This is a genomic window from Enterococcus sp. UD-01 (genome assembly GCF_044909655.1).
Classification (GTDB): Bacteria; Bacillota; Bacilli; order Lactobacillales; family Enterococcaceae; genus Enterococcus_L.
The window spans coordinates 61,452-86,576 of record NZ_JBIYEU010000015.1 but is presented as its reverse complement, the minus strand read 5'-3'; the positions used below and the strand labels follow the sequence as shown (position 1 = coordinate 86,576).

The 25,125-nt window shown below is 40.7% G+C and carries 26 protein-coding genes; all 26 read right to left on the bottom strand.

The annotated features are described in order from the left end of the window. Positions 1 to 115: 115 nt before the first annotated feature. A complete protein-coding gene (locus ABH902_RS12325; protein WP_404591153.1) occupies positions 116 to 3,625 on the bottom strand; it encodes a Spy0128 family protein in 3,510 nt (1,169 codons plus the stop codon). Positions 3,626 to 3,695: 70 nt separating this feature from the next. After that, positions 3,696 to 4,058, bottom strand: a complete 363-nt coding sequence (locus tag ABH902_RS12320; protein ID WP_404591151.1) for a hypothetical protein — start codon at positions 4,056 to 4,058, stop codon at positions 3,696 to 3,698. Beyond that, a complete protein-coding gene (locus ABH902_RS12315) occupies positions 4,048 to 5,478 on the bottom strand; it encodes a helix-turn-helix domain-containing protein (protein ID WP_404591149.1) in 1,431 nt (476 codons plus the stop codon). Before ABH902_RS12315 ends, ABH902_RS12320 begins: the two co-directional genes overlap by 11 nt. Before the next feature lie 227 nt (positions 5,479 to 5,705). After that, positions 5,706 to 7,037: a H2O-forming NADH oxidase gene (gene nox, locus ABH902_RS12310; RefSeq protein WP_404591148.1), complete on the bottom strand. Its 1,332-nt coding sequence runs from the start codon at positions 7,035 to 7,037 to the stop codon at positions 5,706 to 5,708. A gap of 202 nt (positions 7,038 to 7,239) precedes the next feature. Continuing rightward, positions 7,240 to 7,518, bottom strand: a complete 279-nt coding sequence (gene eutM / locus ABH902_RS12305) for an ethanolamine utilization microcompartment protein EutM (protein ID WP_404591146.1) — start codon at positions 7,516 to 7,518, stop codon at positions 7,240 to 7,242. Between the two features lie 25 nt (positions 7,519 to 7,543). Beyond that, the gene (locus tag ABH902_RS12300; RefSeq protein ID WP_404591144.1) at positions 7,544 to 8,194 is read right to left on the bottom strand and encodes a phosphate propanoyltransferase; all 651 of its coding nucleotides are present in this window, start codon (positions 8,192 to 8,194) and stop codon (positions 7,544 to 7,546) included. A gap of 17 nt (positions 8,195 to 8,211) precedes the next feature. Further along, positions 8,212 to 9,738, bottom strand: coding sequence for an acetaldehyde dehydrogenase (acetylating) (locus tag ABH902_RS12295; protein ID WP_404591143.1), 1,527 nt, complete (start codon positions 9,736 to 9,738; stop codon positions 8,212 to 8,214). 10 nt (positions 9,739 to 9,748) lie between these two features. Next, positions 9,749 to 10,312 (bottom strand): BMC domain-containing protein, encoded by a 564-nt coding sequence (locus ABH902_RS12290; protein WP_404591141.1) that lies wholly within the window; start codon positions 10,310 to 10,312, stop codon positions 9,749 to 9,751. Continuing rightward, positions 10,309 to 10,926, bottom strand: a complete 618-nt coding sequence (locus tag ABH902_RS12285) for a hypothetical protein (protein WP_404591140.1) — start codon at positions 10,924 to 10,926, stop codon at positions 10,309 to 10,311. The genes ABH902_RS12290 and ABH902_RS12285 overlap by 4 nt, the downstream gene beginning before the upstream one ends. Positions 10,927 to 10,942: 16 nt before the next feature. Beyond that, a complete protein-coding gene (locus ABH902_RS12280; protein WP_404591138.1) occupies positions 10,943 to 11,206 on the bottom strand; it encodes a EutN/CcmL family microcompartment protein in 264 nt (87 codons plus the stop codon). After that, complete coding sequence (locus ABH902_RS12275) at positions 11,200 to 11,493, bottom strand: BMC domain-containing protein (protein WP_404591137.1); 294 nt, start codon at positions 11,491 to 11,493, stop codon at positions 11,200 to 11,202. The genes ABH902_RS12280 and ABH902_RS12275 overlap by 7 nt, the downstream gene beginning before the upstream one ends. Before the next feature lie 11 nt (positions 11,494 to 11,504). After that, positions 11,505 to 12,344: an ethanolamine utilization protein EutJ gene (gene eutJ, locus ABH902_RS12270; RefSeq protein WP_404591135.1), complete on the bottom strand. Its 840-nt coding sequence runs from the start codon at positions 12,342 to 12,344 to the stop codon at positions 11,505 to 11,507. After that, entirely contained in the window at positions 12,337 to 12,882 is a 546-nt protein-coding gene (locus tag ABH902_RS12265) for a hypothetical protein (RefSeq protein WP_404591133.1), read from the bottom strand. Before ABH902_RS12265 ends, eutJ begins: the two co-directional genes overlap by 8 nt. Next, the gene (locus ABH902_RS12260; protein ID WP_404591131.1) at positions 12,882 to 14,024 is read right to left on the bottom strand and encodes a 1-propanol dehydrogenase PduQ; all 1,143 of its coding nucleotides are present in this window, start codon (positions 14,022 to 14,024) and stop codon (positions 12,882 to 12,884) included. The genes ABH902_RS12265 and ABH902_RS12260 overlap by 1 nt, the downstream gene beginning before the upstream one ends. Before the next feature lie 20 nt (positions 14,025 to 14,044). Then, on the bottom strand, positions 14,045 to 14,485 hold the full coding sequence (locus ABH902_RS12255) for a EutP/PduV family microcompartment system protein (RefSeq protein ID WP_404591129.1): 441 nt from the start codon (positions 14,483 to 14,485) through the stop codon (positions 14,045 to 14,047). Further along, complete coding sequence (locus ABH902_RS12250; protein WP_404591127.1) at positions 14,482 to 14,826, bottom strand: BMC domain-containing protein; 345 nt, start codon at positions 14,824 to 14,826, stop codon at positions 14,482 to 14,484. The genes ABH902_RS12255 and ABH902_RS12250 overlap by 4 nt, the downstream gene beginning before the upstream one ends. A gap of 29 nt (positions 14,827 to 14,855) precedes the next feature. Then, entirely contained in the window at positions 14,856 to 15,806 is a 951-nt protein-coding gene (gene cutD / locus ABH902_RS12245) for a choline TMA-lyase-activating enzyme (RefSeq protein WP_404591126.1), read from the bottom strand. 18 nt (positions 15,807 to 15,824) lie between these two features. After that, a complete protein-coding gene (gene cutC, locus ABH902_RS12240; protein ID WP_404591124.1) occupies positions 15,825 to 18,365 on the bottom strand; it encodes a choline trimethylamine-lyase in 2,541 nt (846 codons plus the stop codon). Between the two features lie 24 nt (positions 18,366 to 18,389). After that, positions 18,390 to 19,814 carry an aldehyde dehydrogenase family protein gene (locus tag ABH902_RS12235; RefSeq protein WP_404591122.1) on the bottom strand — a complete coding sequence of 475 codons (1,425 nt, stop codon included), beginning with the start codon at positions 19,812 to 19,814 and terminating at the stop codon, positions 18,390 to 18,392. Further along, complete coding sequence (locus ABH902_RS12230) at positions 19,815 to 20,138, bottom strand: BMC domain-containing protein (protein WP_404591120.1); 324 nt, start codon at positions 20,136 to 20,138, stop codon at positions 19,815 to 19,817. Between the two features lie 16 nt (positions 20,139 to 20,154). Next, a complete protein-coding gene (locus tag ABH902_RS12225; RefSeq protein WP_404591118.1) occupies positions 20,155 to 20,451 on the bottom strand; it encodes a BMC domain-containing protein in 297 nt (98 codons plus the stop codon). A gap of 614 nt (positions 20,452 to 21,065) precedes the next feature. Then, the gene (locus ABH902_RS12220; RefSeq protein ID WP_404591116.1) at positions 21,066 to 21,350 is read right to left on the bottom strand and encodes a hypothetical protein; all 285 of its coding nucleotides are present in this window, start codon (positions 21,348 to 21,350) and stop codon (positions 21,066 to 21,068) included. Continuing rightward, positions 21,351 to 22,361 (bottom strand): DMT family transporter, encoded by a 1,011-nt coding sequence (locus ABH902_RS12215; protein WP_404591114.1) that lies wholly within the window; start codon positions 22,359 to 22,361, stop codon positions 21,351 to 21,353. Between the two features lie 12 nt (positions 22,362 to 22,373). Continuing rightward, the gene (locus tag ABH902_RS12210) at positions 22,374 to 22,655 is read right to left on the bottom strand and encodes a BMC domain-containing protein (RefSeq protein WP_404591112.1); all 282 of its coding nucleotides are present in this window, start codon (positions 22,653 to 22,655) and stop codon (positions 22,374 to 22,376) included. A gap of 527 nt (positions 22,656 to 23,182) precedes the next feature. Further along, positions 23,183 to 24,043, bottom strand: a complete 861-nt coding sequence (locus tag ABH902_RS12205; protein ID WP_404591110.1) for a MerR family transcriptional regulator — start codon at positions 24,041 to 24,043, stop codon at positions 23,183 to 23,185. 181 nt (positions 24,044 to 24,224) lie between these two features. Continuing rightward, positions 24,225 to 25,109, bottom strand: a complete 885-nt coding sequence (lsrF, locus tag ABH902_RS12200; RefSeq protein WP_404591108.1) for a 3-hydroxy-5-phosphonooxypentane-2,4-dione thiolase — start codon at positions 25,107 to 25,109, stop codon at positions 24,225 to 24,227. Positions 25,110 to 25,125: the final 16 nt, after the last annotated feature.

Here is a 25,125-nt window from a genome sequence, read left to right as displayed (position 1 = left end):
TCGAATAACCGAAAGTAAAACAGCTTAACAACAAATAAAAAAACGGAGTAGATTTCTCTACTCCGAAAAAAGTCTAACTTTTTGGGGTCACTACACTTTTTCTACTCTATTTTATTTAGCTATTTCGAACTCTGCGCTTTCTATAAACATAAACAGCTGACAGAATAAGCAAAATTCCTATAAAGTTACTGTTCCTTGTTAATTTTTCTCCAGTTTTCGGCAAAGATCGTCCTTGAGCAAGCGGCGTATTCTTCTTCGTCACTTCAACGAGTTGCTCTTTAGCCGCCTCCACTTTAAATGGAACAGGTGCTTGATCCAAACGATAACCAGCTGGTGCTTCCACTTCCTCGAATTGATAGGTCCCATCAGTTAAATGATCGACGTAAATCAAGCCATTTTCGTCTGTAATCAAATTCTCTTCGATGATACGACCGCCAGCATCTTTCAAGACAAATTTTGCTCCTGACAATGTCTGACTCGTTTTACTGTCAATCTTCTTCAAAAGAACGCCGTGATTTACTTTGCTGTTCTTTTTCTCCACTATTTTTTCCTTTGATGATTTATTCTGTTTTTTAATCGAAAATTTCACAGGCGTTTTATCTATTTTATATCCTTTGGGTGCTTTGGTTTCTACCAATTGATAATCACCCGGTTCTAGGTTGCCAATCGTGATTTTTCCATTCGCTCCAGTGGCAATGTTCGTTCTTAACGTCGTTCCCTGGTTAGTTTGCAGCTCAAATTCAGCGTTTGCCAAGACTTTAGAAGTTTGGCTATCAATTTTTTTCAAGGTAATTTTGCCCAGACTAGGATCAGAATACGTATTTTTAAAGCGTGCTTCACTTGCATAAGAGGCTGTTACTGCTAATTGACCGTTCTGATCTGTGACCGTAACCGTTACCTGATACTCAGTGGTATCATAAGTAATTGTATTGTCGTTTCCGGCTACTTCACGAATGATATACTTGTATGTTCCGGCTGCTGTATAATTAATCGGATCAAAATAAATTTTTCCGAGCGCATCGTTTTCTTTAGTCTGAAGAACGTTGCCTTGTTCATCTACTAACTCAAAACTGAATTGACCGCTCGCTAATTTTTTCCCTTCCAATTGTTTACTTGCTTCTAATACGGCGCTTTCTGGTGCCGGTTTATAGGTATTCTTGAACAACGGTGTTTTCTCATAAACTGCCGTTGCTGTTAATTGTCCTGCAATATCTTCAACTGTTACTGTTACCTTGTACTCAGTTGCATCATACGTAATGGTACTATCTGTTCCCACTGCTTCACGAATGATATAGTCATACGTACCTGCTTGGGTGTAATTGATTGGGTCAAAGTAGATGTTGCCAGATGCATCATTGCTTTTCGTTTGTAATACGGTACCTTGATCATCTACTAATTCAAAATTAAATTGTCCAGCCGTCAACAGCTTGCCGTCCAGCTGTTTACTTGCTTCTAATACGATATTACCGGCTGTCGGCTTATACGTATTTTTAAAGATCGCTTGTCCAGCATAATTTGCTGTTGCTTCCAACTGTCCTCCATTATCGGTAACGGTGACCGTCACTTTATATTCAGTCGAGTCATACGTAATCGTGCTGTCGGTTCCAGCGACTTCACGTATTGTATAGTTATAGGTTCCAACTTGCGTATAGTTGATTGGGTCGAAGTAGATATTGCCAGACGCATCATTGCTTTTCGTTTGTAATATGGTACCTTGATCATCCAATAACTCAAAATTAAATTGTCCAGCCGTCAACAGCTTTCCATCCAGCTGTTTACTTGCTTCCAATACGATGTCACCGGCTGCTGGCTGATAGGTGTTTTTGAAAATCGCTTGTCCGGCATAATTGGCCGTTGCTTCCAGCTGTCCTCCATTATCGGTAACAGTGACCGTCACTTTGTATTCAGTCGAGTCATACGTAATCGTGCTGTCGGTTCCAGCGACTTCACGAATGGTATAGTCATACGTTCCCTCTTGCGTATAATTAATTGGATCAAAGCTGATTTTTCCGGCAGCATCATTGCTTTTCGTTTGTAATACGGTACCTTGATCATCCAATAACTCAAAATTAAATTGTCCGTTTGCTAGAATTTTACCCGTTAATTCTTTTACAGCTTCTAACTGAATATTTGTCGGCAAACTGACGCTCTTTTTATTTACCACATCTTTAAAAACTTCTTTATTGCTATCAAAATCAGCAGGAGCAATCTTTATTTCCTCACCTGATAAGTCGTATCCGTTTGGTGCTTTGGTTTCCTTAATTGTATAATTATCTTTCAATAGGTTTGTAAACTGACCGTCTCCATTAGTATCTGTAGTGATTGTTTCGATCGTTTGACCAGTTCTATCTCGAACAACTTCAAATTCCGCACCGGCCAATGCATTGCCGATTTCATCCTGTTTATGGATATGAATCGTATAATTGTATCCTTCCGCTGCACCACCGCCCGCTTGATACAGAGTATTCGCGCTTCCTTCTTTAATTACGACATTATCAGACAATAAGCTGGCAGTGTTTTCGATAACTTCCCCAGCTACTGGCTTATAGCTCATTTCAGCTTTGTAATACAACGCAAACTGATCATTTGCGCCAATCTGACCAAAATCAATTGAAAATGAGCGTTTATCTGGAGCAACGTTTACCGAATAATTTGCGGTAACATCCACTCGATTTGCCAAAACCCAGTCCGTATCATTAGCATTTCGCTGCCATTCGCCTTTGTAAATTTTAAAAGAATCAGCTAAATACGTCACACCATTACTCTTGATAAAATCCGTTACCTTGGCATTTGGGTACGCTTTGCCTGAACGATTTACAGCTACATAATATTGCAGCTGCTGGTCATTGCCATCAATAAACCAGCCGGATTTTGAGATAGGATGAGCCTCTTTTACAATACCCTCAAAATCAAATCCAATTGGAAAGGCTTTTCCGTCAACATCAATCGAGGTAACAACCGTTTGCTGCTGATTAATGACAGTTGTATCTACACCTGCATAAAAGAAAAATGATCCGCTAATATCTGAATGTGTTTCAGCATAATTTGTATACGTCAAAACAATTTGCTTTGTGTCAGGAAAAATAACTGCTTTTGCTACTATGTTCCCATTCGTATCCTTCAAATCAAACGCAGTCGTATTCCCGAACTTCAGCTCTGAAGGCAAGGTGATGGTCGTAGTATCGCCTTCTGAAACTTGGTTGTTCGGCAAAGAAAAAGTCCCGTTTACTCTAAAATTTTCCCATTGACCGATTTCATGATCTAGTGGATTGCCATCCTTATCAGTGATAGTCATTGCCGTTATTACATCATTGACTGCTGCACGCGGTTTTACTGTCAGAGCTCTTGCTCGTTGCTCGACGGACTGAGTCGACTCCGTCTGTTGCTGTTGATCGGTTTCCGACTCGTTAAAGATAGAGTGTTCTTCAAGTGCTGCCGATGCATCAGCCTGTTGACGATTTTCCTGTTGAGAGCTGGTTGTCGTGTCTACGGCAGTTAATGGTGTGTTGCTTGCTGGCGTTTCCCCCATTTCACTGGTTGCTTCAGCAATTCCTATTAATGGCATGATTAAAACTGAACTTAATAGTACCAATAAACTAAAATATGTCGATAGTTTCTTTTTCACTTTTTCTTTCCCCTTCTTATTCAGTATTTTCATTGCGATTACTTATTTTTTTTGTCCTTATGCCATCCCTTCATTCTTCAAATGCCTCCTCAAAATTGAAAAACTCTTTCTCACCATATAACACGCCTCCAGACATACTTGCTAGAATTTGACCTAACTGTATCTGTTTGTCAGTTGCTGTTAAAACAGGTTTTTCATTTTCTAAACGTGCCATTTTTTGTTCAATCGCTTGGAATTTTTTTCTGCGTATTTTGGCTTGGTGTGCCTCGTAAGTATCATTGGTTATAACGATTTCATTTTCACCTTCGTCAGTAATTTCAAACTGATACTCGGGAGGTTTTTCCTGTTTATTGTCCCATTCAATGATTGGAAACGTCGATTGGTTAGCGATAAATAATGGCAGAAGCAGCCAGACAAAATTCTTATCCTTCACTATTTTGCTCCTTAATAATAACCAGTAACTCACCTAAATCTTTCCAATCATCAGAAGTCGGCGGTTTTTTCCAAATTAGCTGCTCACAAGATAAATTTTCCATCGCGCAATCCGATAAAAAAAGATTGGTAGCTGCATCAATTTTTTCTTGATAATAAATATTCATAGACTGCAGTGAACTCAACATGATACGAATGTATTGGTTGTAATTATTGCCATGCGAAAAATCGATACAAATATAAATCGGTTCCTCAATATTTTCTATAGGAACCTTAGTAACTAATAAAAATAAATAATCATAATAAAGCTTGTTGCGTTCTGCGTCTGATTGAAATATTTGCTTTTTTTCAATTTTTTGAATAAATGCTTTAATAAATTGATCTAAACGTGGATTGATTTCTTGAAAATAATTAAATTTTTCTTTTACAATAAATGATTGCTCCCTAAAATGATAAATGAGCCATTTGACATTGATATCCGTTAACTCCATTAAAAGAGTCGGCTGTGTTAATTCATAATGAAACCACTCAGAAAAAAGGCGACAAAACTCTTTGGTCAGTGCCGTTGCTTGCTCATAAGCTTCAGAAACGGCATAATCATCAATAAACGTGACCTTATCAATTTCAAAATGAAAAAACATGGCCAGATAAGCCATCTCGTGTTCTGCTACTTCTTCAGGTAAATCGTATAAAGTGATCAACATTTTTTTCAACCAATGGGTAAAATCAAGCCTTTCATACGTCACATATGATTTATCCATATAATGCCCATTTGAGATGCGTATCAGCCAAACATCTAAAAACAAAAGCAGCTTTAATTCTTTCGTTTTAGGAATATTTAACAAAAACTGTTCTGTAAGCTGATTTAAAATAGCTAGACTCATTTTGCGGATTTTTTCAGGAAAAGGATTCTTAATTCCGTTAAATAATTCGTAATAAGTACTAAAAAAAATACTTCTCACATCCAGCTCGTTTCCCAAAACTTGGTTATTTTTTAGCTTCAATTTTTCCTCGCTAAGAATATCTTTTAATTCTCTATGTAGCAGATAGCTCGCTGATTGGCTAATATGTAAATGATCTAGCTGTTTTTTAATCGGCAGTTCACTTACAAAAAAGTTATGAAGCATAGTAAACATTTCACAATCATATAGGTACTTAATCCGCATTTTTTTAAGCAACAAATGATCGATTCTTGTCGAAACAATTTCTGATTTAAACGTGAGTTCAACGGAGCTGTCACTTCCAATTAATTTTAAATCATCATTGATTTCTTCAAGATACCTTTCTACTTTATAGGAAGATATTTCTAAAATATTACTTAAATTAAATAGCGTACAAAAATGATTCTTATAATTTTCAATATATCTTAAAATTAACCATTTATAGCGATACCTATCTGTTAAAAGTTCATTCCCTAACATACAAAACTTCATCCTTTCAACCTAATTCTACTATTCTATTTCGTCATAATCAAAAGGAAATATCGGTTTTTTTTACAAATATTTTCTTATTATTATAAAAAGCTTGGAAAAAGATATAAAAACTATCACTTATTTTAATAATGTAATCTACTAAATTACGGACAGGTTTACTTTCTAATAAAAATAAAAAAAAACACAGTGCGAATCAGGCAACTGTGTCTTTGACGTTATTCTGCTGTTAAGGCAGCCATTGTAATGTAATTATACGGCTGATTGAAATGTGGTAGGAAGAATATATCCAGTAACTTTAATTGATCAATCGTTACATTTTGCTCAATGGCTAATGAAAATAGATGGATCCCCATGGAAATCTCCGCTCGCGAGCACATTTGCGCGCCGATGATTCTACGCGAGTCTTTTTCATAAACAACGCGGATCTTAACCGCAGCATTATCTGACATAAACGCAGGCCTTTGCAAGTCTTCGTAGTCAGTGTACAATACCTCAAGCTCATTTTTTTTCGCGGCTGCTACGGAAAGCCCAGTTGAAACCATGTTCAGACCAAAAATCGAGATACCGTTCGATCCTTGAACACCTGAGGAGGCTAGCTTGGTTCCACCTATATTATGACCGGCAACTAGCCCCGTTCTAACAGCGTTCGTCGCTAAAGCAATGTAGCTGATTTTTTTCAGTGCATTTGAATAAATTGTAGCGCAATCTCCCACCGCATAAACGGAAGGATCACTAGTTTGCTGATATTCATCTACTAAATACGCACCATTGTGAAACAGCTCTAGATGTTCCTTACCCAACTCATTATTGGGTAAAAAGCCGATAGCATTGATCACTAAATCCACGTTGTAGCTGCCTTTACTGGTTACAATTGCTTCAATGGCTTTTGTGCCCTTATATTCTTTGGCTATTTCACCAAAATGAAGTTCAATGCCATTTTCTGACAGATTTTTATCCATTTGATCAGTAAATTCTTGATCATAGTAACTCGGCAGAGAACGGTCGGCTCCGTCAAAAAGCAGTACCTTTTTTCCTCTGCGCTTGACTGCTTCGGCAATTTCGACACCAATGTAGCCTGCACCAATGACCGCTACAGTTTTGATTTTGGGCTCTGTCATTAGGCGATCAACAGCTTGGCCATCCTGAAATCGTTTTAAAAAATGAACATTTTCCAGCTGTGCGCCCGGAATAGTTGGCGCAATCGGTTTAGAACCGGTTGCTAAAATAAGGGTATCGTAGCTTTCACAAAAAGTGGCTCCCGTGCTAGACGTGCAAATAACCTGTTTTTGTTGGAAATCCACTCTTTCCACGGTTGTTTCGGTATAAATCTTAGCTCCTTTGGCTTCAAAATCTTCTTTTTTCGTATAAAATAAGCCTTCATAAGAATCGATTTGCCGACCAACCCAAAGTGCTGTTCCACAGCCCAAATAACTAAGGTTAGAATTTTTTTCGATCATTACGACTTCTTGATTCTGGTATTGATCCAGCAATGTATTGGCGGCGGCAATCCCGGCATGATTTGATCCGATAATGACTGTTTTATTCATTTTGTCCCCCTTTTGCTTCGTTGCTAAATAAAAAGGTGAGGCACAATTAAATGCTATGCTTCACCTTTTCACCCTCTGATTATACGGTGGTCAAATGTCAGGCTCTTCGGCAATTTCATAAAATTCGTTCAATACAGAAAGCGTATTGCTCGTCTTTTACTCCAATTGCTCAAGCCTAAGCGACCTTTGACTCAACCTCTGATTATGCTTCTGTCGGTAAGATGTTTTCTACTTCGGTATGCGGACGTGGAATAACATGAACAGATAATAGCTCACCAACACGCTGAGCTGCGGCAGCACCTGCATCGGTTGCTGCTTTAACCGCACCCACATCGCCACGAACCATTACTGTGACGATTCCGCCACCGACTAATTCTTTTCCTACGAGTGAAACATTGGCAGCTTTAACCATTGCGTCAGCCGCTTCAATAGAACCAATTAGTCCTTTTGTTTCGATCATTCCTAAAGCATCAGATTTCATTTACATTTCCTCCTAAAGTTATATATTAATTTTTTTGGATAACAACAGTGGTTCCGGGTTTTACCCCAAGTGCATTTGCTTCTTCTGTATCGATATGACATTCTAAGCCAGAATTTTCAACTGCTCGAATAATCACATTGTTCAATGTCCCGCCACGCTCGCCGGTGAAGGCAATCGTTACAGTTTCACCATCACACACGCCTAAACGCTCGGCATCTGCCGGCAGCATATGAATATGACGCTTGGCAACAACCACGCCTTCCGCTAATTCAATCGATCCATTGGGACCAATCAACGTGATTCCGGCACTCCCAGCTAAATCCCCAGATAAGCGTAAAGGTGCTTTGACACCGACTTTAAACGAATCACTCTGCAGGATTTCAACTTGGGTTTGTTTTCTGACAGGTCCTAAAATTCGCACATTTTCAATCATGCCCTTAGGTCCACAGATCATCAGTGTTTCTTTACATGCATATTGTCCTGGTTGAGAGAGGTCTTTTAATTTGGTTAATTGATAGCCATGACCAAATAATTTGTCCACATCCTTTTGTGACAGGTGAATATGACGATTGGAGATCCCTACAGGAATCGCATTTGGATTCTCAGCCGCTGCATTCTGATTCGTTTCTGCTAATTTTGCCAGTACCAGCCTGATTATCTCTTCATAATTATTCATTTATTCAACCCATTTCTCTATTGATTCATTCCAGACAATACCTGACGGACAACCTTCGCCAACGTTTCTAAATCGCTATCGGCTATCTGAGTTACACCAGATGCTTTTGTAGTTGAATTGGTCGTTGTTGCACATACCTGACTATCAGCTTTTCCATCGAAAGTAAAGGTAGGATCGTTTTCAACTAAAGTAGTTACATCTTTTAAGCCATACGCAACTTTTTTAATATTTACTAAATGCTTCGGTCCAACATTTTCTGATACCGAGCTACCGCCGAAGGTGCCACAGCCTAAGGTAAAGGAAATTGGCAATCCTGTGCTGATTCCGGTACCGCCTTGACTGCCGCCGGTGTTGACTAAAATTCTTGAAGCAGGTTTTGCTGCAAATTTCATCACGATATCCCGATCGTTGGTATGAATGCTCATCGTATGGCCAATTCCGTTTTGTAAAAGCTCAATACTTAAGTGACAAGCTTCTTCCCAGTCATTGACAACATAAAAGGCTAAAACAGTCGTCAGTTTTTCAAAGGACAAGGGATAGCCTGCACCCACGCCGTCTTGTGCGCCAATCAGAACTTTAGTATCCGCTGGAATTGTAATTCCGGCAGCTTCAGCAATCACTGTGGCAGAGCGACCGACAAATTTTGCATTCATGGCATGACCATTTTTAAACAGGAGCTGGCAAACCTTTGCTGTTTCTTCTGCAGACATAAAATAACCGCCCTGTGCTTTTAACTCACGAATAACCGCCTCTTCATTGACCTTCTCACAAATAATTGACTGCTCTGAAGCACAGATTGTGCCATTGTCAAAGGTTTTTGATGCCATGATTTTTGCAACGGCGCTTTTCACATCTGCTGTTCGTTCAATATAAGCCGGCGAGTTCCCAGCACCAACGCCAAGAGCTGGTTTGCCGGAGCTATAGGCGGCCTTAACCATTCCCGGACCGCCAGTCGCAATAATCAAGCTAACCTCTGGCGCATGGAGTAGTTCATTTGTACCTGCCATAGTCGGAATTGAGGAACAGCTAATAATATTTTCCGGAGCGCCAGCAGCAACAGCAGCACGATTCAGCATTTCAGCAGCTTTCTTTGTACAATCCAGTGCTGATGGATGGGGTGAAAAGACAATTGCATTTCTTGATTTAATCGCAATCATCGCTTTAAAAATCACAGTTGAGGTTGGATTGGTCGACGGAATAATTCCCAAAATTAATCCAACGGGTTCGGCCACATCAAAGGTTCCTTTCGCCGGATCTTCAGCAACAATCCCAATTGTCTTTTCATTTTTAATTTCTTCATAAAGCAAGGTGGATGCTGCATGATTTTTGTAGGTTTTGTCCAGTACTTTGCCAAAGCCAGTTTCTCTTACTGCCCTTTCTGCTAAACAAGCGGCATGTTTACTTGCTGTTTCTTTCATACTTCGTAAAATTTTGTCAATTTGTTCTTCCGAAAAAGTCGCAATTTGTTCTGCGGCAACCTGACCTTTGCGAGCTAAATCGCGGGCTTCCTGGACAGAACGTAAATCTTTGTCAAAAGTTTCCATTCATGACCCTCTATTCATTTGTTATTAAAAAATCAATCAACGCTGCAATCAGCTTTTCTTTACTGGTGCGGTAGATTTCTTTTTTGGCAATGCTAAAATTGGTTTGCTCTTTCGCTAATTTTCTTAAATCAACGACTTTCATTTGATTAAGCTCTTGTATCAGGGCTTCTTTTGGATCTACTTCGTGTTGCTCTAAAGCGTAATTATCTTCAAGCAGTTCTGGTTCAATCACTTCAACGACTTCAATGGTCTCTTCTGAGGCCAACTCCACTGGCTCGAGCTCGGACTTTTCCAACGTTTTCGCTTGAACAAAAAGCTCAGGCGCAACTTCCGGTCTGGCAATCACATGCGCGCCGGCTAATAAATTCGTGCCCAGTCGTTCGACGCTTGCCGCTGCTGCTTGAACCGCCGTTTTTACAGCTGCTACATCGCCAGTGATCAGAACGGTATTTAATCCGCCGCCGACCTTATTTTTCCCTAACAGCTGAACCTCGGAGGATTTAAGCATGACATCTGCAGCTTCAATCATCGCCAATAAGCCTTTCGTTTCAATCATTCCGACTGCTTGCTTCATTGTTTACCAACACCTTTCAATTTTCCGCATAAAATCGTGACCTTGTTTGGTGTAGACCAGCTAACTGCCTGATTTTCAGGAATAAAAATAGTATCGCCTTGATTGGCGGTATACGTTGTCCCCGCTATTGTTAACTGAAGTTCTCCTGCAATGACATAGTTGAGTGATTCCAGCATTGTATCATCATAATAGGAACTCTCTTCTATCTCTAGAATTCCGGCACTAAAGTGACTTTCTGCTGGTGTAATCAGCTCTTGATAACGAAGCCGCGGATTATCCGGCTGTACCGGGTTGAGTTTGACGCTCGTGCCCTTCACTATTTTCATGCCGCTTGTATGTTTTTCATAAGCAAATGGCAAATTAGCTACAGGATTGATGCCAGCTTCTGCTATTAATTGTCTTAATAAGGAAACCAAACTTTCTTTAGAAATTGATTCATAAGGCGCTAGATTGATTGCTGCTTCTGGTTCAGCTTGCATTTGAAAGGCAAGTTGATATTCTTCTGCTAAATCTTTAGCAGAAGGCGTAATAATTGTTTGTTTCGTTATTAACAGAGACTTTTTCCCCTCTTTATGCAGGGCTTCAATATCTGCTGCACAAATTAATTTTTTCATTCTGTCACACTCTCTTTTATACGGACTCGCAACTTTCATCAATGATTCCGACAACTGCAGCATCAATAGGAATCAAATCATCTTCCAGCATCCGTCTGGCAGCTGAGCCTGTCGCGATAATCACGCGATCACCGATACCGGCACCAATCACATCGCAAACCACCATCCGTTCGCCATCTCTCGCACCACCGGTCACTTGCGCCAGCATCAGTTTTATGCCGTTTAGTTTTTCTGATTTGCGCGTTGCCCAAATATTATCCATCAAGGTTGCAGTTACCATTGGCTATTCTTCTCTCTACGTTTGATTTCTTCGATGGCTGCTGTAACCGAAGCAGTATCACCGAAAATGGCTAATAAAATCATATTTTGCGGGCAGCTTCCCCGGATGTCTTCAATGGTTACACCGACTGCTTTTTCGGCAACATCAGTGGCACAGATCATTTCGATCAATTTTCCTTGCACCAAGCCGATGGCATCCGGCGTGCCCAGTTCTTCCTTGGAGCCTTTTCGACGATTTAAAATTGCCAGAGTATTTTCTCCTGGTGATTTAATAATGCGACAATCCATCTCTTCCCCTCCTACTGTAATACTTGATCGGTACAACTTAAGGCGATTCCCAAAGGTGTTGCAAACATGGGATTGCTTGGTTTAAAGGTTGGAATGCCTGTTGTTTTTTCTATAATTGTTTCGATATTTTTCAGACAAGCTGTTCCACCGACAAGATAGATGCCATTGACTGTGTAGCCAGAAATTTGCTGCATAATGATGGAGGAAATCTTTTCAATAACCGGCTTTAAAACCGGCAATAATTCATCATGATGTTGCGCCTCTCGTTTATATAGCTCAGCTTCAGCGAAGGAAAATTTATAAGCACCAGCTAAAACCAACGACAAATGAGTCCCACCTGTCGCCTCGTCTGCAACTTTGACTACTTGTCCGGCTTCGATGATTGAAATCCCCGTTGTTCCTCCACCGATATCAACAACAGCACCATCTGTTATTTTTAATAATTGATTAGCCGCCGTTGGCTCATCCAACAAATTGGTTAGCTCAAAGCCGGCACTTTGAACCACGTTTTTAATGGCACCGCCATCCAGATCGTCCGTTCCGGGTGGCAGTGAAGCTGCTGCATAGAATAATTCAGTTTGCAGCTGCTGCTCCAATTCTGCTTTTAATTCGCTAACGATTTCAACTGCACCAAGGTAATCAACCACCATACCGTCACGAACCACATCGGCATAACGATAGGCTCCGGCTACCGGCTGAAACTGATCATCCAATACCGCTAAAACAATACACGCTGTTCCCAGATCAACGCCTGTATAATATATTTTCGAAGGATGTTTTTTTGGTTTCTTGACTACTTTTTCAAATTCTGCAATCAATTGATTGCAGCTCTTTAATTCTTGATTATTCATCGGCATCCCCTACTAATTGTTTGACTAATACACTAAGCTCTTGAACCACAGCGGTTAAGGCAAATTCGTATTGCGGATTTTCGGCTAAAATCAGACAAATGAGTCCGTAAATTTTCTTGAGCTTAATCAGTAATAAGCCTTGCTCACTAAAAATATGAATCGCCTCAAATTGAAATAGTGAGGATTTTACCGGTGATTCTCCTTCATTGGAACCCGCAGCTTCATTCGTAAAGATCGCCATGATTTTCTTTTGTAACAAGAGTAATTTTTGACCTACAATCAAGTGTTTTTCCTTTGCTAACACAGCTGCTTCAAATAGCTCCGCAGAAAGAAGCTCTTGATAGGCCACAGAAATGAGGCTTTCCTCATCTTCTGCTTCTTTTAATAGCTCTTTGTTTCGCATGATCAGCTCGATTCTTTTATCCTGCAAAAATTGTTTCGCTCCAGGTGTTAACCGTTCTGTTTCTGTCAACGTAAATTGGTGAAACGGTTCATTGCGAAAACGGGTCTGTAGTTCGCTTTCTGTAATAAAGTGCATCAACAACCACCTCTTAGCAGCCTTTGATAGATGACTTCAAGATCTGCTTTTTTCGGCACTCGTGGATTGGTCAAAGTACATTTATCCACCAACGCTTTTTCGGCCAGCTCCGGAACAGCTGCTAAAAATTCTTCAGGATCGATTCCGCATTCGTTGATGCTTTTAGGGATATCCATTTGCTTAAACTGCCGTTGAATCCCTGTGATCATCGCGTGAACAGTTGCTTTAGAAGTCCCCGCTTTAAAGCCTAAGCTCTCTGCTATTTTTTGATACTGCTGTAAAGAAGGCAGTTCCTTTTCAAGCTCCAGACCAGCATTGTAGCTGATTACATGAGGCAAAAGCAGCGCATTTGCCCGACCGTGGGGAATATGGAAACGTCCGCCCAATGCATGAGCTAAACTATGACAAATACCTAGAGACGCTTCACTAAATGCAATTCCAGCCAAGCAAGAGGCATTATGGATTTTTTCACGCAGCTCAATGTTTTCTCCATGATTAAAAACCGAAACCAGATCCTGCCAGATTATTTTCAATGCTTTTTCCGCGCAAGCATCGGTAAAATCGGTCGCTTTCGTTGATGCCAAGGCCTCCATACAATGAGTAAAGACATCGATTCCTGTATCAGCAGTAACATTTTTCGGTACACTGACGGTTAGTAGCGGATCTAATATGGCATAATCAGGAATCATCTGATCATCAACTAATGCATATTTACTTTGGTCAGCTGGATCGGAAATAACGGCAAAAGCAGTCACTTCACTCCCGGTTCCGCTGGTCGTGGGAATACAGATTAATTGAACCGCTGCATCTTTTTCGGCAGTTAGATAGATTTGGCGAATGACCTTCGCTGTATCCATCGCTGATCCGCCGCCTAAAGCAATGATTCCATCCGGTTTCAGCTGAATTGCTTCAACCAAGCCCTTTGTTACAATGTCAATGGTTGGATCCGGTACGATTTCAGAAAAAATACTAAAGCTGCTGTTTTTTTCTTTTAATAATTGCCCCAATTTGGCCGCAGTGCCATTTTGTTCCATAAAAGGATCGCAGACGATCAAAACTCGGGTTAAAGCTAAGGTTTGTATTTCAGAGATGCTGCCAGCTCCGGTAATGATTTTTGTCGGCATTTTAAATTGATTAAACAAAATTTAGCCTCCTTTCTGATTTATTCATGATTCATCGCTTGTTCAAAATCGATCAGCGCTTGTTCATCAGTCAAATCAACGAACATTTGCTGCTTTTTTATTCCTATTTCTTTTAGCAGGCATCGTGCTTGAGCCCTTTTTTCTTCAGAATAGTCGCTTGGCTTATAAGTAATGACGCCAACGATGGGAATTCTAAATGCTTGAGCAAAATTAGGCGGATAACTTTTTTTCGTCGCTTGCAGCGGTAAAAGAAACAACGCCTGATAGGCTTCCTGCTGTAGGGCAATAATATGTTTATGCATCCACGGGCTTTCCAAGTATTGGCTTGGAACCAGCATCGTCTTTTTTGTATAAAGAAGATTCGCCACTTTACGAATCGGCTTTTTAGTTTGCTCGATTGCCTGAGCAATGATGTGACTGCCACAGCCTTTAGGTCCAATGATCAGTAGGCGCTTGTTCATGTTTTGGTTACCGGAACGACTGCATAATCCAAGCGCTCTTTTAGAAGACTGACAACAGCACTTAACGCCACCTCCACACTTTGAACGTCCCCTGTCAATAAAACAGAACCAGTAAAGCGATCAAGAAAACCGACCGTCACGCCTGCACTTTTACCGGCAATATCTGCGGCAATAATCGCAGTTTCAAAAGGAGAAATGGTTAAAATACCAATTGCACCTGTTTCTTCAACACCCAGCGACTCGTAAACTTCACTAATAGGTGAAGCGATCACATGAGCCAAGGTTACTTGTTTTCCCGGAACGGATTCTTCTATCACCCGCTGTGCCTTATTTTCCAGCATTCGCTCGCTTCCTTTCTCACGTTATTCTTTTAATGCCGAACAACTTTCACCGGAAAATCATAGTCTTTGATCCAGCTTTCAATTTGATCAAGCTCAGGATCTGATAATGAAGGATCTCCGGCTACCGGATACTCCATGCCAAGCTGTCCATATTTATTGACCCCTAATTTATGGTAAGGCAATAAATCGATGCCATGAAAATTCGGGTACTCTTTGTATGGGAGTAAAAATTCAATGATGGCTTGAATTTCTTGTTGACTGTCATTAATCATTTTTAGCATCGGCATGCGAATTTGCACATCATGTCCCTGCGCTAAAATCTCTTTTAAGTTTTCCAGAATCTTTTCATTGCTGATTCCGGTCAATTCATTATGCCGAACGGGATCCATATGCTTCAGATCAAATAAGAAAAGATCCACATATTCAGCGATTTTGAGCAAGCGATCCATTCTAGAGTGACCACAGGTTTCGATTGCTGTATTGATACCATCCGCTTTACAGGCTTGAAGTAAAGCCAAGGCTGCTTCCGGCTGAGCTGTACACTCACCACCACTAAGCGTCACCCCGCCGCCGGATTGTTCATAAAATTCATCGTCCTCATGAACAATTTCCATCACTTCTGAAATAGATTTAAGCTCACCGGTAATATTCAAAGCAGCCATCGGACATACATCTGAACAGGCACGGCAGCCGGTGCAAGCAATGTCCCGATTGACTTGGTGGTTGCCGTTTTCGTCCACATAATGAATTCCCACCGGACACACATCGACACAAGCGCGACAGTTACTACAGACGTTTTCTTTATACATTACCTCGAATTTTCTTCTCAGACCTTCTGGATTCGCACACCACTGACACCGCAGCGGACAGCCTTTGAAAAAGACAATCGTGCGAATGCCGGGGCCGTCGTATAAGCTGTATTTCTGTACATTAAAAGTCATGACTTGTCTTTCGATTGTTTCCATGCTCGGGTTATTCATTTCTTTCATCCTCCAGTGTTAAAACTTCGTTAACATTGTCCGGCTGATAATTTCATCTTGGACATCCTGACATAGCTCAACGAAGAAGGCACTGTAACCTGCCACGCGAACGATTAAATCGCGGTATTCTTCCGGATGCTTTTGCGCTTGCAACAATGTTTCATCATCTAAATAGTTAAACTGCATTTCGCCATTGCCTAAAACACTGGCTGTCTTCAACAAGGTGATCAGGCTTTCTTCACCTTCCGCCGTACTTAACATACCTGACATAATTTTGAAGTTGTGAACCATGCCCATATTCATCGTATCATTGGCCATTTTAGAAACCGATTTAATGATCGCTGTCGGACCTTTGAAATCAGCACCCTGAGTTGGACTGATACCGTCTGACAATGGTACCCAAGCTTTGCGACCATTCGCAGATGCCCCAGTCAATTGTCCTAACGGCGTATTATTTGAAATCGATAGCGTCCCATGACATAACTCTGAATACAATGTTTTGTATTTTCTGTGTTCTTTTTCTGTAAAATGAATCAAATCGGCAGCAATAAAGTCAACGTAATCATCATCATTCCCGTATTTTGGTGCATTTAAGCAATCTGTACGAATTTGTTCATAACCGACAAAGTCCGCTTTCAAGGCACGATTTAATTCTTCTAAGGTGTATTTCTTCTCATCGAAGACTAGCTTTTTGATAGCCGCCATCGAGTCTGCATATGTTGCAAGACCTGACCAGACAACGCCCGGACCAAAGTTATACATCGCACCACCGCTGGCTACATCTTTGCCGCTTTCCATACAGCCTTCATACATTAATGACATTAATGGTTTAGGCGCTAAATCACGATGAACTCTTTGCGTGATCACCGTTGCAACGGATGACCACTTCGTGATGTATTTGATTTGCTCTTTAACCGCTGCATCAAACTCTTCAAAAGTTTTGAAGCGCGCTAAGTCTCCTGTGTCAGGACAAACTTTTTTCCCGTACCACAACGGCACGCCATTATTGAGCACTAATTCAATACAAATCGGCCATTGGGTATACGCAGTGGAGGTCCATTGATATAAACGACCTGATTTTTGCGGTTCCACACAGCCCATTAAGCAATAATCACGCGCATCCTCGATAGAAACCCCTTTTGCCAGCATCATTTTGATATGCGTATCGTCAAAGTGACAGGCAGGAAAACCGATTCCGGCACGAACCACGTCAACGATTTTTTTCAGATATTCTCTAGGTGAACGATTGTGGATGCGGCACGCTAACGACGGTTGATATACTTTGACATGACGAACTGCATCCATCAGCAAATAAGTCAAATCGTTCGTTGCATCATAGCCTTCACGGGTAACACCGCCGACACACATATTGACAAATGGTTGATAGCCGGCAAAGAATTTAGAACCGCCTTCACTGGTGATCCACATCATTTCTGACATCTTGATCAACATACAGCCCGCTAACTCAAAGGCTTCGAATTCATTCATTCTACCTGTCGCTAAGTCATTTTTAAAAAATGGATACATATATTGGTCCACTCGACCAATCGACATCCCTGTTTGATTTTCTTCAACGATTAGCAACGATTCAATGGTCCAAACCGCTTGGATTGCTTCCCAGAAGGTTTCTGGTTTATGTGCCGGCACCTTTGCATTAATCTCAGAGATTTTTTGCAGCTCCGCTTTTCGTTTAGGATCTGACTCTTTTTGCGCCAATTGAGCTGCGTATTCAGACATTCTACGGGCGTAAATCATAACCCCTTCTGCTGTATCGATGATGGATTTATAAAAATAAATTTTTTCCATATCATCAGGATTGCCATAGTCCAGCTTTTCAAGCTGCTCTTGGGCTTCTTTTTGAATGTCCAGCATGCCTTTTTTCATTAAAATTACGTCATAGCCTGGATTAGAATCACCACCGCCGTTCAATTGATGGTAGGAACAATCAGAGACAAAGGATTCGCCTGACAACTCCCAAACGCCCGCTTCACGGAACTGATCTTCACAATATTCATCAATGGATTTCCCTTTCCAAAATGGAAACAGCTCTTCTCTCATGATTTTTTTATCTTCATCAGAAATGAAGAATGGATCTTGCGGACGTTCGGAAATGGTATCAATTTCATCTTCCATCCAACGCCAAGCAATATCGGGAGAAAATGATCCGGCCCGCGGTGCTCCATTTGGTGCACCAACGATCAATTCATTCTCCTGAATAACTAAAGGTGCTGTTTCACAGCAGCGCTTGAATGATTTTGCTCTCAAAATATTTTTAGGCATTCCGGGATTTTCTTTCGCAATTTCCGTGATTACCCGTGCTCTGTGGGTAGTGATTGACGGTACTTGTTTTAAGTAGTTTTCTTTTAAAGCTTCTAAACGAGGTGTGATCCCTGCCGGAATCCCTGTTTGTCCGTCAGTCGAAAATCCGCCGCTAGTGGTACTCGGTGTATTTAAGTCATCTGAAACAGTCGCAAACATTTTCATTAATGCCGTTTGTTCTTCAGGACTTAATTCTTTCGTTGCTTCAGCTAATTTTGCTGAAAACTCTTTAATATCCATCGTATTCCCTCACTTTATATCCTATTATTTTTCCAATATCTTTCGTAACACTTTTTCTAGTAATTGTTTATCGACAGTTTCTGCAGTTGTCGGTTCAGGAGCTTTTATTGGATAACTGACTTGCCTGATATAGGTCAGATCGGCGGCTGTAACATTTTCAGCACTAATGCCTCGACCTGTTGTAAAACCACCCAAAATTACCGATAATGGTAAATTAGCATTCAAGCCCAGACTGGCAAAGCCGGCTGGTGCGTTGACAATCATTCTGCCTACTGGTTTTTTTAAGGCAAATTCATTCAGTACCGTGGTATTTTGGGAATGAATCGCTAGTGAATGTCCATTATTTTTCTCTTTTAAAAGACGAATAGATTTTTCACAGGCATGAATCCAGTCAGGCTCCAAATAAAAGGCCAGCACTGGGCATTTCATTGCATTCGCAAAAGGATCATCTTCATAAAGATATTGTTGTTCAGAAACTAAAACCTTTGTCTTTTCAGAAACCGAAAAGCCAGCCTGCTCTGCCAGCCAAACCGCATTTTTCCCGACACAAACAGGATTGATCTTATTATCCTTTGGCTGAAGCAGCGCCAAAAGTTTGGCTTCTTCTTCTCGCGATAGAAAATGGGCTCCCGAGTGCTGCATCAGCATTTTTACTTCTGATGCGATGACACTTTCAGCAATCAAATATTGTTCTGCTCCCGGCAACAAGCCATGATCGAAGGAACGACTTTGAATGATTGCTTCCACAGCCACTTTAATTACTGCTGAACGTTCAATAAAAACAGGAGTTGCTCCGGAACTGCCATAAATAATTGGTTTTTGGTTGATGGTTGCGTCCGTATAGTTTGAATTTCCAATCACCAAGATCATTGCCGTTTCTGGATGATTCAATACTTCTTTTACCCCGTTTTCGGTTACACGTTCTACACAATTTAAACAGCCCTTTGGCAGTCCCTTCGCTTCACAAATTTGCTTGACTTTTTTTACGACTAAAGAGGTCGTCGTAAGTGCTTGTGGGTCTGGAACGGCTAAAATCGCGTTACCGGATTTAATACCGATAATTAAGCTATATAGAGTATTTAGAACAACATTTTCATTGGACAGTAGGACTGGAATCACGCCGACTGGTACACCGACTTGTAAAATCTTCCCCGCAGAATCCTTTACAAGAGCACCCACACATTGCTGTTTTGGTAGTTCTTCCGTCAAAGCTGCTAAAAATTGATTGATCAGCGTTTCCTTGTCCTGTGCACAGCCACGCTGAGTTTCCTTTATTTCTGCTGCAACAAAGCCTTTAATTTCAGGCTTTACCTGCTCCAATAGATGATTGATAATCTGATCTAAATGCTTTTGATTATAATCCTTCACTAAATATTGAGCATCCCGTGCTGTTTCAACTAAAATACGTGCTTCTTGAATCGCCAATAGATCTTTATCTATTTGCTGCATCTAAACTGCATCTCCCTCCTCTTCAGATAAAAGAGTATTTAACTGATAGCGATTAATAATTTTATTTAAATCAAGATGCGGACCCGCAATGACAACCGAGCTGTAAACCTCCGCTCCCATACTTTCTACGGCTTTAACCCCTGCCTCAACCGCAGATTGACAAGCAGCAATATCTCCTTGCACAATAACTGAAATATAGCCGGATGCCACATTTTCATAACCAACCAATTCAACATCGGCCGCTTTACACATCGCATCACAGGCTTCTAAAACAAAGACTAAGCCAAACGTTTCAATGGCGCCAATCGCTTCAAAAGTTTTCATTTGTTTCCCCCTATAATTAAGCTTCTATTGCATGAACAGAAACGATCTCTCCAACAGCTGGAATCGGCCTTGGCATGACATTTTGAGCAGTCAACGTCCCAATCGCCTCCGCCGCGCGAGCCCCGGCAGCCACCGAAGCCTCAACCGCAGCAACATCACCCTTAACCATGATTGTCACCAACGTTGAACCAATATTTTCATAAGAAACCAATTCAACATCGGCGGCCTTCAACATCTCATCACACGCCTTCAACGCAGGAACCAGACCAACAGTCTCAATCAGCCCCAACGCCTCCTCACCACGATAAACCAAAAAAAATCCCCCATTTCTAAATTAAAAGCGGAGTGGGTTTGGTAAGCTCTGACTGAAAAATAGGAAAATTTGATTGTGTCGCTCTCTGACACAAACCAATTTTATCTTTTTTCCGAAGAGCTAACCCACGAAGCTAGATATTATAAAAGTGAAGTGGACTCGTTTAGACTCGACTGAAAAATAGGAAATTTTAACTGAACGTTATTTGCTCATTTAAAATTTATCTTTTTTCCGAGAGTTTAGTCCACGAAGCTGGATAAATTAAAAGCGGAGTGGGTTTGGTAAGCTCTGGCAGAAAAATAGGAAAATTTGATTGTGTCGCTCTCTGACACAAACCAATTTTATCTTTTTTCCGAAGAGCTAACCCACGAAGCTAGATATTATAAAAGCAGAGTGGGTTTGGTAAGCTCTGGCAGAAAAATAGGAAAATTTGATTGTGTCGCTCTCTGACACAAACCAATTTTATCTTTTTTCCGAAGAGCTAACCCACGAAGCTAGATATTATAAAAGTGAAGTGGACTCGTTCAGATTCGACTAAAAAATAGGAAATTTTCAATAAAATAGTAAAATCCTTATTTCCCTTAGAACCTTCCTCCACTCACTCAGCCCAGCGATCACACCAAGCGATACGTTTTATCAATATACTTCTCTACAGTCGTCCGACCTTCCTCTGTGATCGTATACGACATCAGTAATTCTCCTTGCTCATCTAAACAATAATTCGTTAATTCAACCAAACCATTTGCTTCCAATGCCATTAAATGCTCCAGATATAATTTCTCATTAAACTGTTTTTCATGCCCATACTGAGGCTTTAATTCCGCCATGATCTTCTTTACATCGAATTCTCTTTGATCATACATCTGATTTAAAACTGCTGTCCGACTAGGTAAAAGCATTTACGCTTCCCCCTTTCTAAAGAGGTCTAAAGGATTCATCGTCACTAAAATTGCACCGATCACAATCACGATTGACCCGATTACCATCGTTGGTGTTACGGTTTGTCCAAGGAAAAGGACACTGAAAATCACACCCCAAAACGCATAAGTCACATTCAATGACATACCGACAGCAGTTCCTACCATGGCATTCGCTTTATACCAGGTTAAGAAAGAAATACCTGCACTTAAACCAGACAACAACAGCCACATTACCGGCGTGCCAGCAGCTAAGGTTTTAAACAAAAGTCCAACACCGCCAACAAACGGCAACACTAAAATCATGACGAACAAGCCGGAAACTAATTCACGTAAATTGACCGCAACATCGGTATCGATCATCGCGCCGCCAAAGCTTGAAAAGACACCTTCCAAGCCCCATGAAACAGCTGCAATCAAGGCACAGATAATTCCTAAAGTAAAATTCGGTGCGCCTTCCGGTTTGACCAAATTAATCACGATTGCTCCTGCCACACAAACCACCATACCCAAAACAATTCTGGCTGTTGGTTTTTGCTTTAAGAAAATCCAAGAGAACAAAGCGCCAAACAAGCTACAAGTCGCTGAAATTGGAATCGCATACGCACCAGCCATCGCCAACCCAACAAGATAGGCGCCATTTGCGATCGGTCCACCTAATAAAAAGCCGATCACCAGCATTTTTCCCGGCTTCGTTTTAAGCATGCGGATGATTTCCTTTAACCGTCCATGCTTTGCGTTATAAAACAAAAGAAAAACACCGGCAAAAAAGTCGTTTAAGCCTGAACAAACAAACGGTGCCGCTAAAAAGCCTGCTGCACTAATCAGCGGATCATACCCGCTAGCCACCACAACTAACGTTGAATAAATACCGTAAGTGATTCCTGAAACGAGGCCATTGGTAATTCCTTTCACTTGAAACCCTTTGCTAACCTCTTTCATTTTTAAATCTGCATTTGTATTTACACCCAGAATACTTTTTTCACTATTCATCGACGTTTCCCCTTACTGTTTATTTGCTGGTAAAATTGTTTCCACTTCACCATGCGGACGCGGAATCACATGAACGGATAACAGCTCACCTACACGCTCTGCCGCACTTGCACCGGCATCTGTCGCAGCCTTCACTGCACCAACATCACCACGCACCATGACCGTTACAATACCACCACCGACAAATTCTTTTCCAACGAGTGAAACATTGGCCGCTTTAACCATTGCATCTGCTGCTTCGATTGATCCGATCAAGCCCTTTGTTTCTACCATTCCTAATGCATCATATTTCATGTTTGCTTCCTCCTAATAGTTACCGTAAAACGGTTTCATTATTGCTATCACTTACTTTACAGGCTTCCCTTAAGGGAGTAGTCAAGAAGATTTTTTTCTAAAATATAAACTACCTATGTTACCATGACAGCTCTTTCTCAATTAATCTTTATAAATGAGAATCAACCGCTGTTGTAGTACGGATAATCCAATAAAATCCCTGTTTTATAACAATTAAAAAATAAGAGTCATTTTATTTATTGAAATGAAATATTTTTGGCAGACAAAAATGCATTTGCTGCTTTTTTCACAATAAACAAAACAACACTATTTACCCTTGCTCACTTTTTCACTTTCTTTACTTATCTAAAAAATATAAAATAACGCAAATATTAAACAAAAGCCCTCACTTTACAATGTATATCTCCAAAAATAATAACAAATAAAAAAGATTGCCCCTAAGGACAACCTTTCATTGAGTTAACTAAAAACGACGTATATCATTCCTGTATAGAACAGCAATGATACACGTCGTTTTATTCCTCTTTTTATTTGCGCAGCTTTTCCGCAGGAATCAGCAGCTCCGTCACAAAATTATCCGCATTCATCGTTGACCAATAATCGATCACATAACGTTCATAAACCTCATCTGAGCAGCGATAGTCGTTTGCTTTGGCCCATTCCAACATCTTTTGATACTGTTGACAGACATTCGAAGGATCGCCTAAATAATAACTGGACAAAAACATCTGACCGCCAAAAAAGGTCAACGGCGTCTCGCTATTTGCTATACTGACAGGCTTTTGCATCACCTTCATTTTCCGCGACTTACAGTGCATCTTTTCCTCACAATTCTCAAAATGAAGAATCACCGGACCCGTAATTTCACAGCCCTGCTCTTCTAAGTAATTGACCCAAGGAATATTGATGACCGCATCCATGTAGTTATAACAAAAATCCTGCTCCATAAACACATAGCTTTCCCGATCCAAATATTTCACATTCACATTACTCAGCTGATTTTCAATCGCAATCGAGCCTTCTCTCAGCAAACCAAGCCAATCCGACACAGCCGTATAGCTATTGCGAATTCGCTGCTCCTCACGTTTTAACTCAGATAGCTTCGCTAAGAAATTCGTCTCCTGATAAAAATAATCGCCAGTATTCTGCACATTACCCATTTCCTGCAGCTTAAAGCCCATTTGTTTGTAATACTTGATGACAGGAATCAAATTCATTGTCTTTTCCGTATAATAACGGTACCCATTTTCCAAACAAACATAATCCGGTGTGATTAACCCCAATTGTTCATAGAAACGCAATGTTTTGCGGGAAACATTGCAAATCTTAGCAACCTCGCCAATCGAGTACATCTGATTTACATCTACACAGTTTTCCATCTTATTCATTTGCTTATCTCCATTAAACGCAACCACTTACATTATTGATAATCGGGTAGTGTTTGTCAAGGGGGGGAGGGGAATTTGCTGCTCTTTGTTGGAATTGTTGTTTGACTGTAAAAAATGACAACAAAGAATTTCGAAAAGAGCTAATTCTATACTGCAACATAGTTAATCACAACTACTCTTTTTATCCTTCATTCACCATATCATTATAAAATTCGAAAGCTTCTTGATCATTAAAGCCTTCATGAACGATTTTTCCAATACTTCTTGCCATTGCTTTAGGATGTTGACTTTGAAAAATATTTCTGCCCATATCCAACCCTTTAGCACCACCGCTCATTGCCTTATAAGCCAAGGTTAGCGCTTCTTGTTCCGGTAATTTTTTGCCCCCAGCAACCACAATTGGCACTGGACAAGCAGCAACGACCTCTTCAAAGTTATCACAATAATAAGATTTAATAATATTAGCACCCAATTCTGCTACGATTCTGGTCGCTAATTTGAAGAAACGATCGGTTCTTTCCATTTCTTTTCCAACTGCGATAACCCCCATAGTAGGAATACTGTAGCGCGAACCTAAATTCACCATTTCAGATAGGTTCTGTAAGCTGGACAATTGACCTTCAGCGCCGACAAAGGTTTGAACTGCCAAGCAGTCTGCGTTTAAGCGTACTGCTTCTTGAATATCAACTGCGTTTATTTCATGACTCAAATCATCAAATAAAATAGAAGAACCAGATGTTGCTCGCAAGGCAATCGCTTTTCCACAAGCAGGATCAACACTTGTCCGCAATGCGCCCCGAGTTCCCATTAACACATCCACTTCATCCATGATTTCAGGAATGATAATATCCAGTCGTTCTAATCCGGAAGTTGAGCCCATAAAATAGCCATGGTCAAAGGCAAACATCACCGTGTTGCCGCTTTTTTTATCAAAAATATTGGATAAGTGCTTTTTCATACCCCACTCAGCGTTACTAGCACCTTTTACATGGAAATCTCCGGTCACTTTTGCTGGTACATCTAAATGATAATCCTTTGCCACTTTCATTCCATCGATATCTGCCATTGTCTTATTTCCTCCT

Excerpts from the sequence above, each read along its gene's own strand:
- ABH902_RS12315 (WP_404591149.1), bottom strand. The coding sequence starts at position 5,478 with ATGTTAGGGAATGAACTTTTAACAGATAGGTATCGCTATAAATGGTTA.
- nox (WP_404591148.1), bottom strand. The coding sequence starts at position 7,037 with ATGAATAAAACAGTCATTATCGGATCAAATCATGCCGGGATTGCCGCC.
- eutM (WP_404591146.1), bottom strand. The coding sequence starts at position 7,518 with ATGAAATCTGATGCTTTAGGAATGATCGAAACAAAAGGACTAATTGGT.
- ABH902_RS12300 (WP_404591144.1), bottom strand. The coding sequence starts at position 8,194 with ATGAATAATTATGAAGAGATAATCAGGCTGGTACTGGCAAAATTAGCA.
- ABH902_RS12295 (WP_404591143.1), bottom strand. The coding sequence starts at position 9,738 with ATGGAAACTTTTGACAAAGATTTACGTTCTGTCCAGGAAGCCCGCGAT.
- ABH902_RS12290 (WP_404591141.1), bottom strand. The coding sequence starts at position 10,312 with ATGAAGCAAGCAGTCGGAATGATTGAAACGAAAGGCTTATTGGCGATG.
- ABH902_RS12285 (WP_404591140.1), bottom strand. The coding sequence starts at position 10,926 with ATGAAAAAATTAATTTGTGCAGCAGATATTGAAGCCCTGCATAAAGAG.
- ABH902_RS12280 (WP_404591138.1), bottom strand. The coding sequence starts at position 11,206 with ATGGTAACTGCAACCTTGATGGATAATATTTGGGCAACGCGCAAATCA.
- ABH902_RS12275 (WP_404591137.1), bottom strand. The coding sequence starts at position 11,493 with ATGGATTGTCGCATTATTAAATCACCAGGAGAAAATACTCTGGCAATT.
- eutJ (WP_404591135.1), bottom strand. The coding sequence starts at position 12,344 with ATGAATAATCAAGAATTAAAGAGCTGCAATCAATTGATTGCAGAATTT.
- ABH902_RS12265 (WP_404591133.1), bottom strand. The coding sequence starts at position 12,882 with ATGCACTTTATTACAGAAAGCGAACTACAGACCCGTTTTCGCAATGAA.
- ABH902_RS12255 (WP_404591129.1), bottom strand. The coding sequence starts at position 14,485 with ATGAACAAGCGCCTACTGATCATTGGACCTAAAGGCTGTGGCAGTCAC.
- ABH902_RS12250 (WP_404591127.1), bottom strand. The coding sequence starts at position 14,826 with ATGCTGGAAAATAAGGCACAGCGGGTGATAGAAGAATCCGTTCCGGGA.
- cutD (WP_404591126.1), bottom strand. The coding sequence starts at position 15,806 with ATGAATAACCCGAGCATGGAAACAATCGAAAGACAAGTCATGACTTTT.
- cutC (WP_404591124.1), bottom strand. The coding sequence starts at position 18,365 with ATGGATATTAAAGAGTTTTCAGCAAAATTAGCTGAAGCAACGAAAGAA.
- ABH902_RS12235 (WP_404591122.1), bottom strand. The coding sequence starts at position 19,814 with ATGCAGCAAATAGATAAAGATCTATTGGCGATTCAAGAAGCACGTATT.
- ABH902_RS12230 (WP_404591120.1), bottom strand. The coding sequence starts at position 20,138 with ATGAAAACTTTTGAAGCGATTGGCGCCATTGAAACGTTTGGCTTAGTC.
- ABH902_RS12220 (WP_404591116.1), bottom strand. The coding sequence starts at position 21,350 with ATGCTTTTACCTAGTCGGACAGCAGTTTTAAATCAGATGTATGATCAA.
- ABH902_RS12215 (WP_404591114.1), bottom strand. The coding sequence starts at position 22,361 with ATGAATAGTGAAAAAAGTATTCTGGGTGTAAATACAAATGCAGATTTA.
- ABH902_RS12210 (WP_404591112.1), bottom strand. The coding sequence starts at position 22,655 with ATGAAATATGATGCATTAGGAATGGTAGAAACAAAGGGCTTGATCGGA.
- ABH902_RS12205 (WP_404591110.1), bottom strand. The coding sequence starts at position 24,043 with ATGAATAAGATGGAAAACTGTGTAGATGTAAATCAGATGTACTCGATT.
- lsrF (WP_404591108.1), bottom strand. The coding sequence starts at position 25,109 with ATGGCAGATATCGATGGAATGAAAGTGGCAAAGGATTATCATTTAGAT.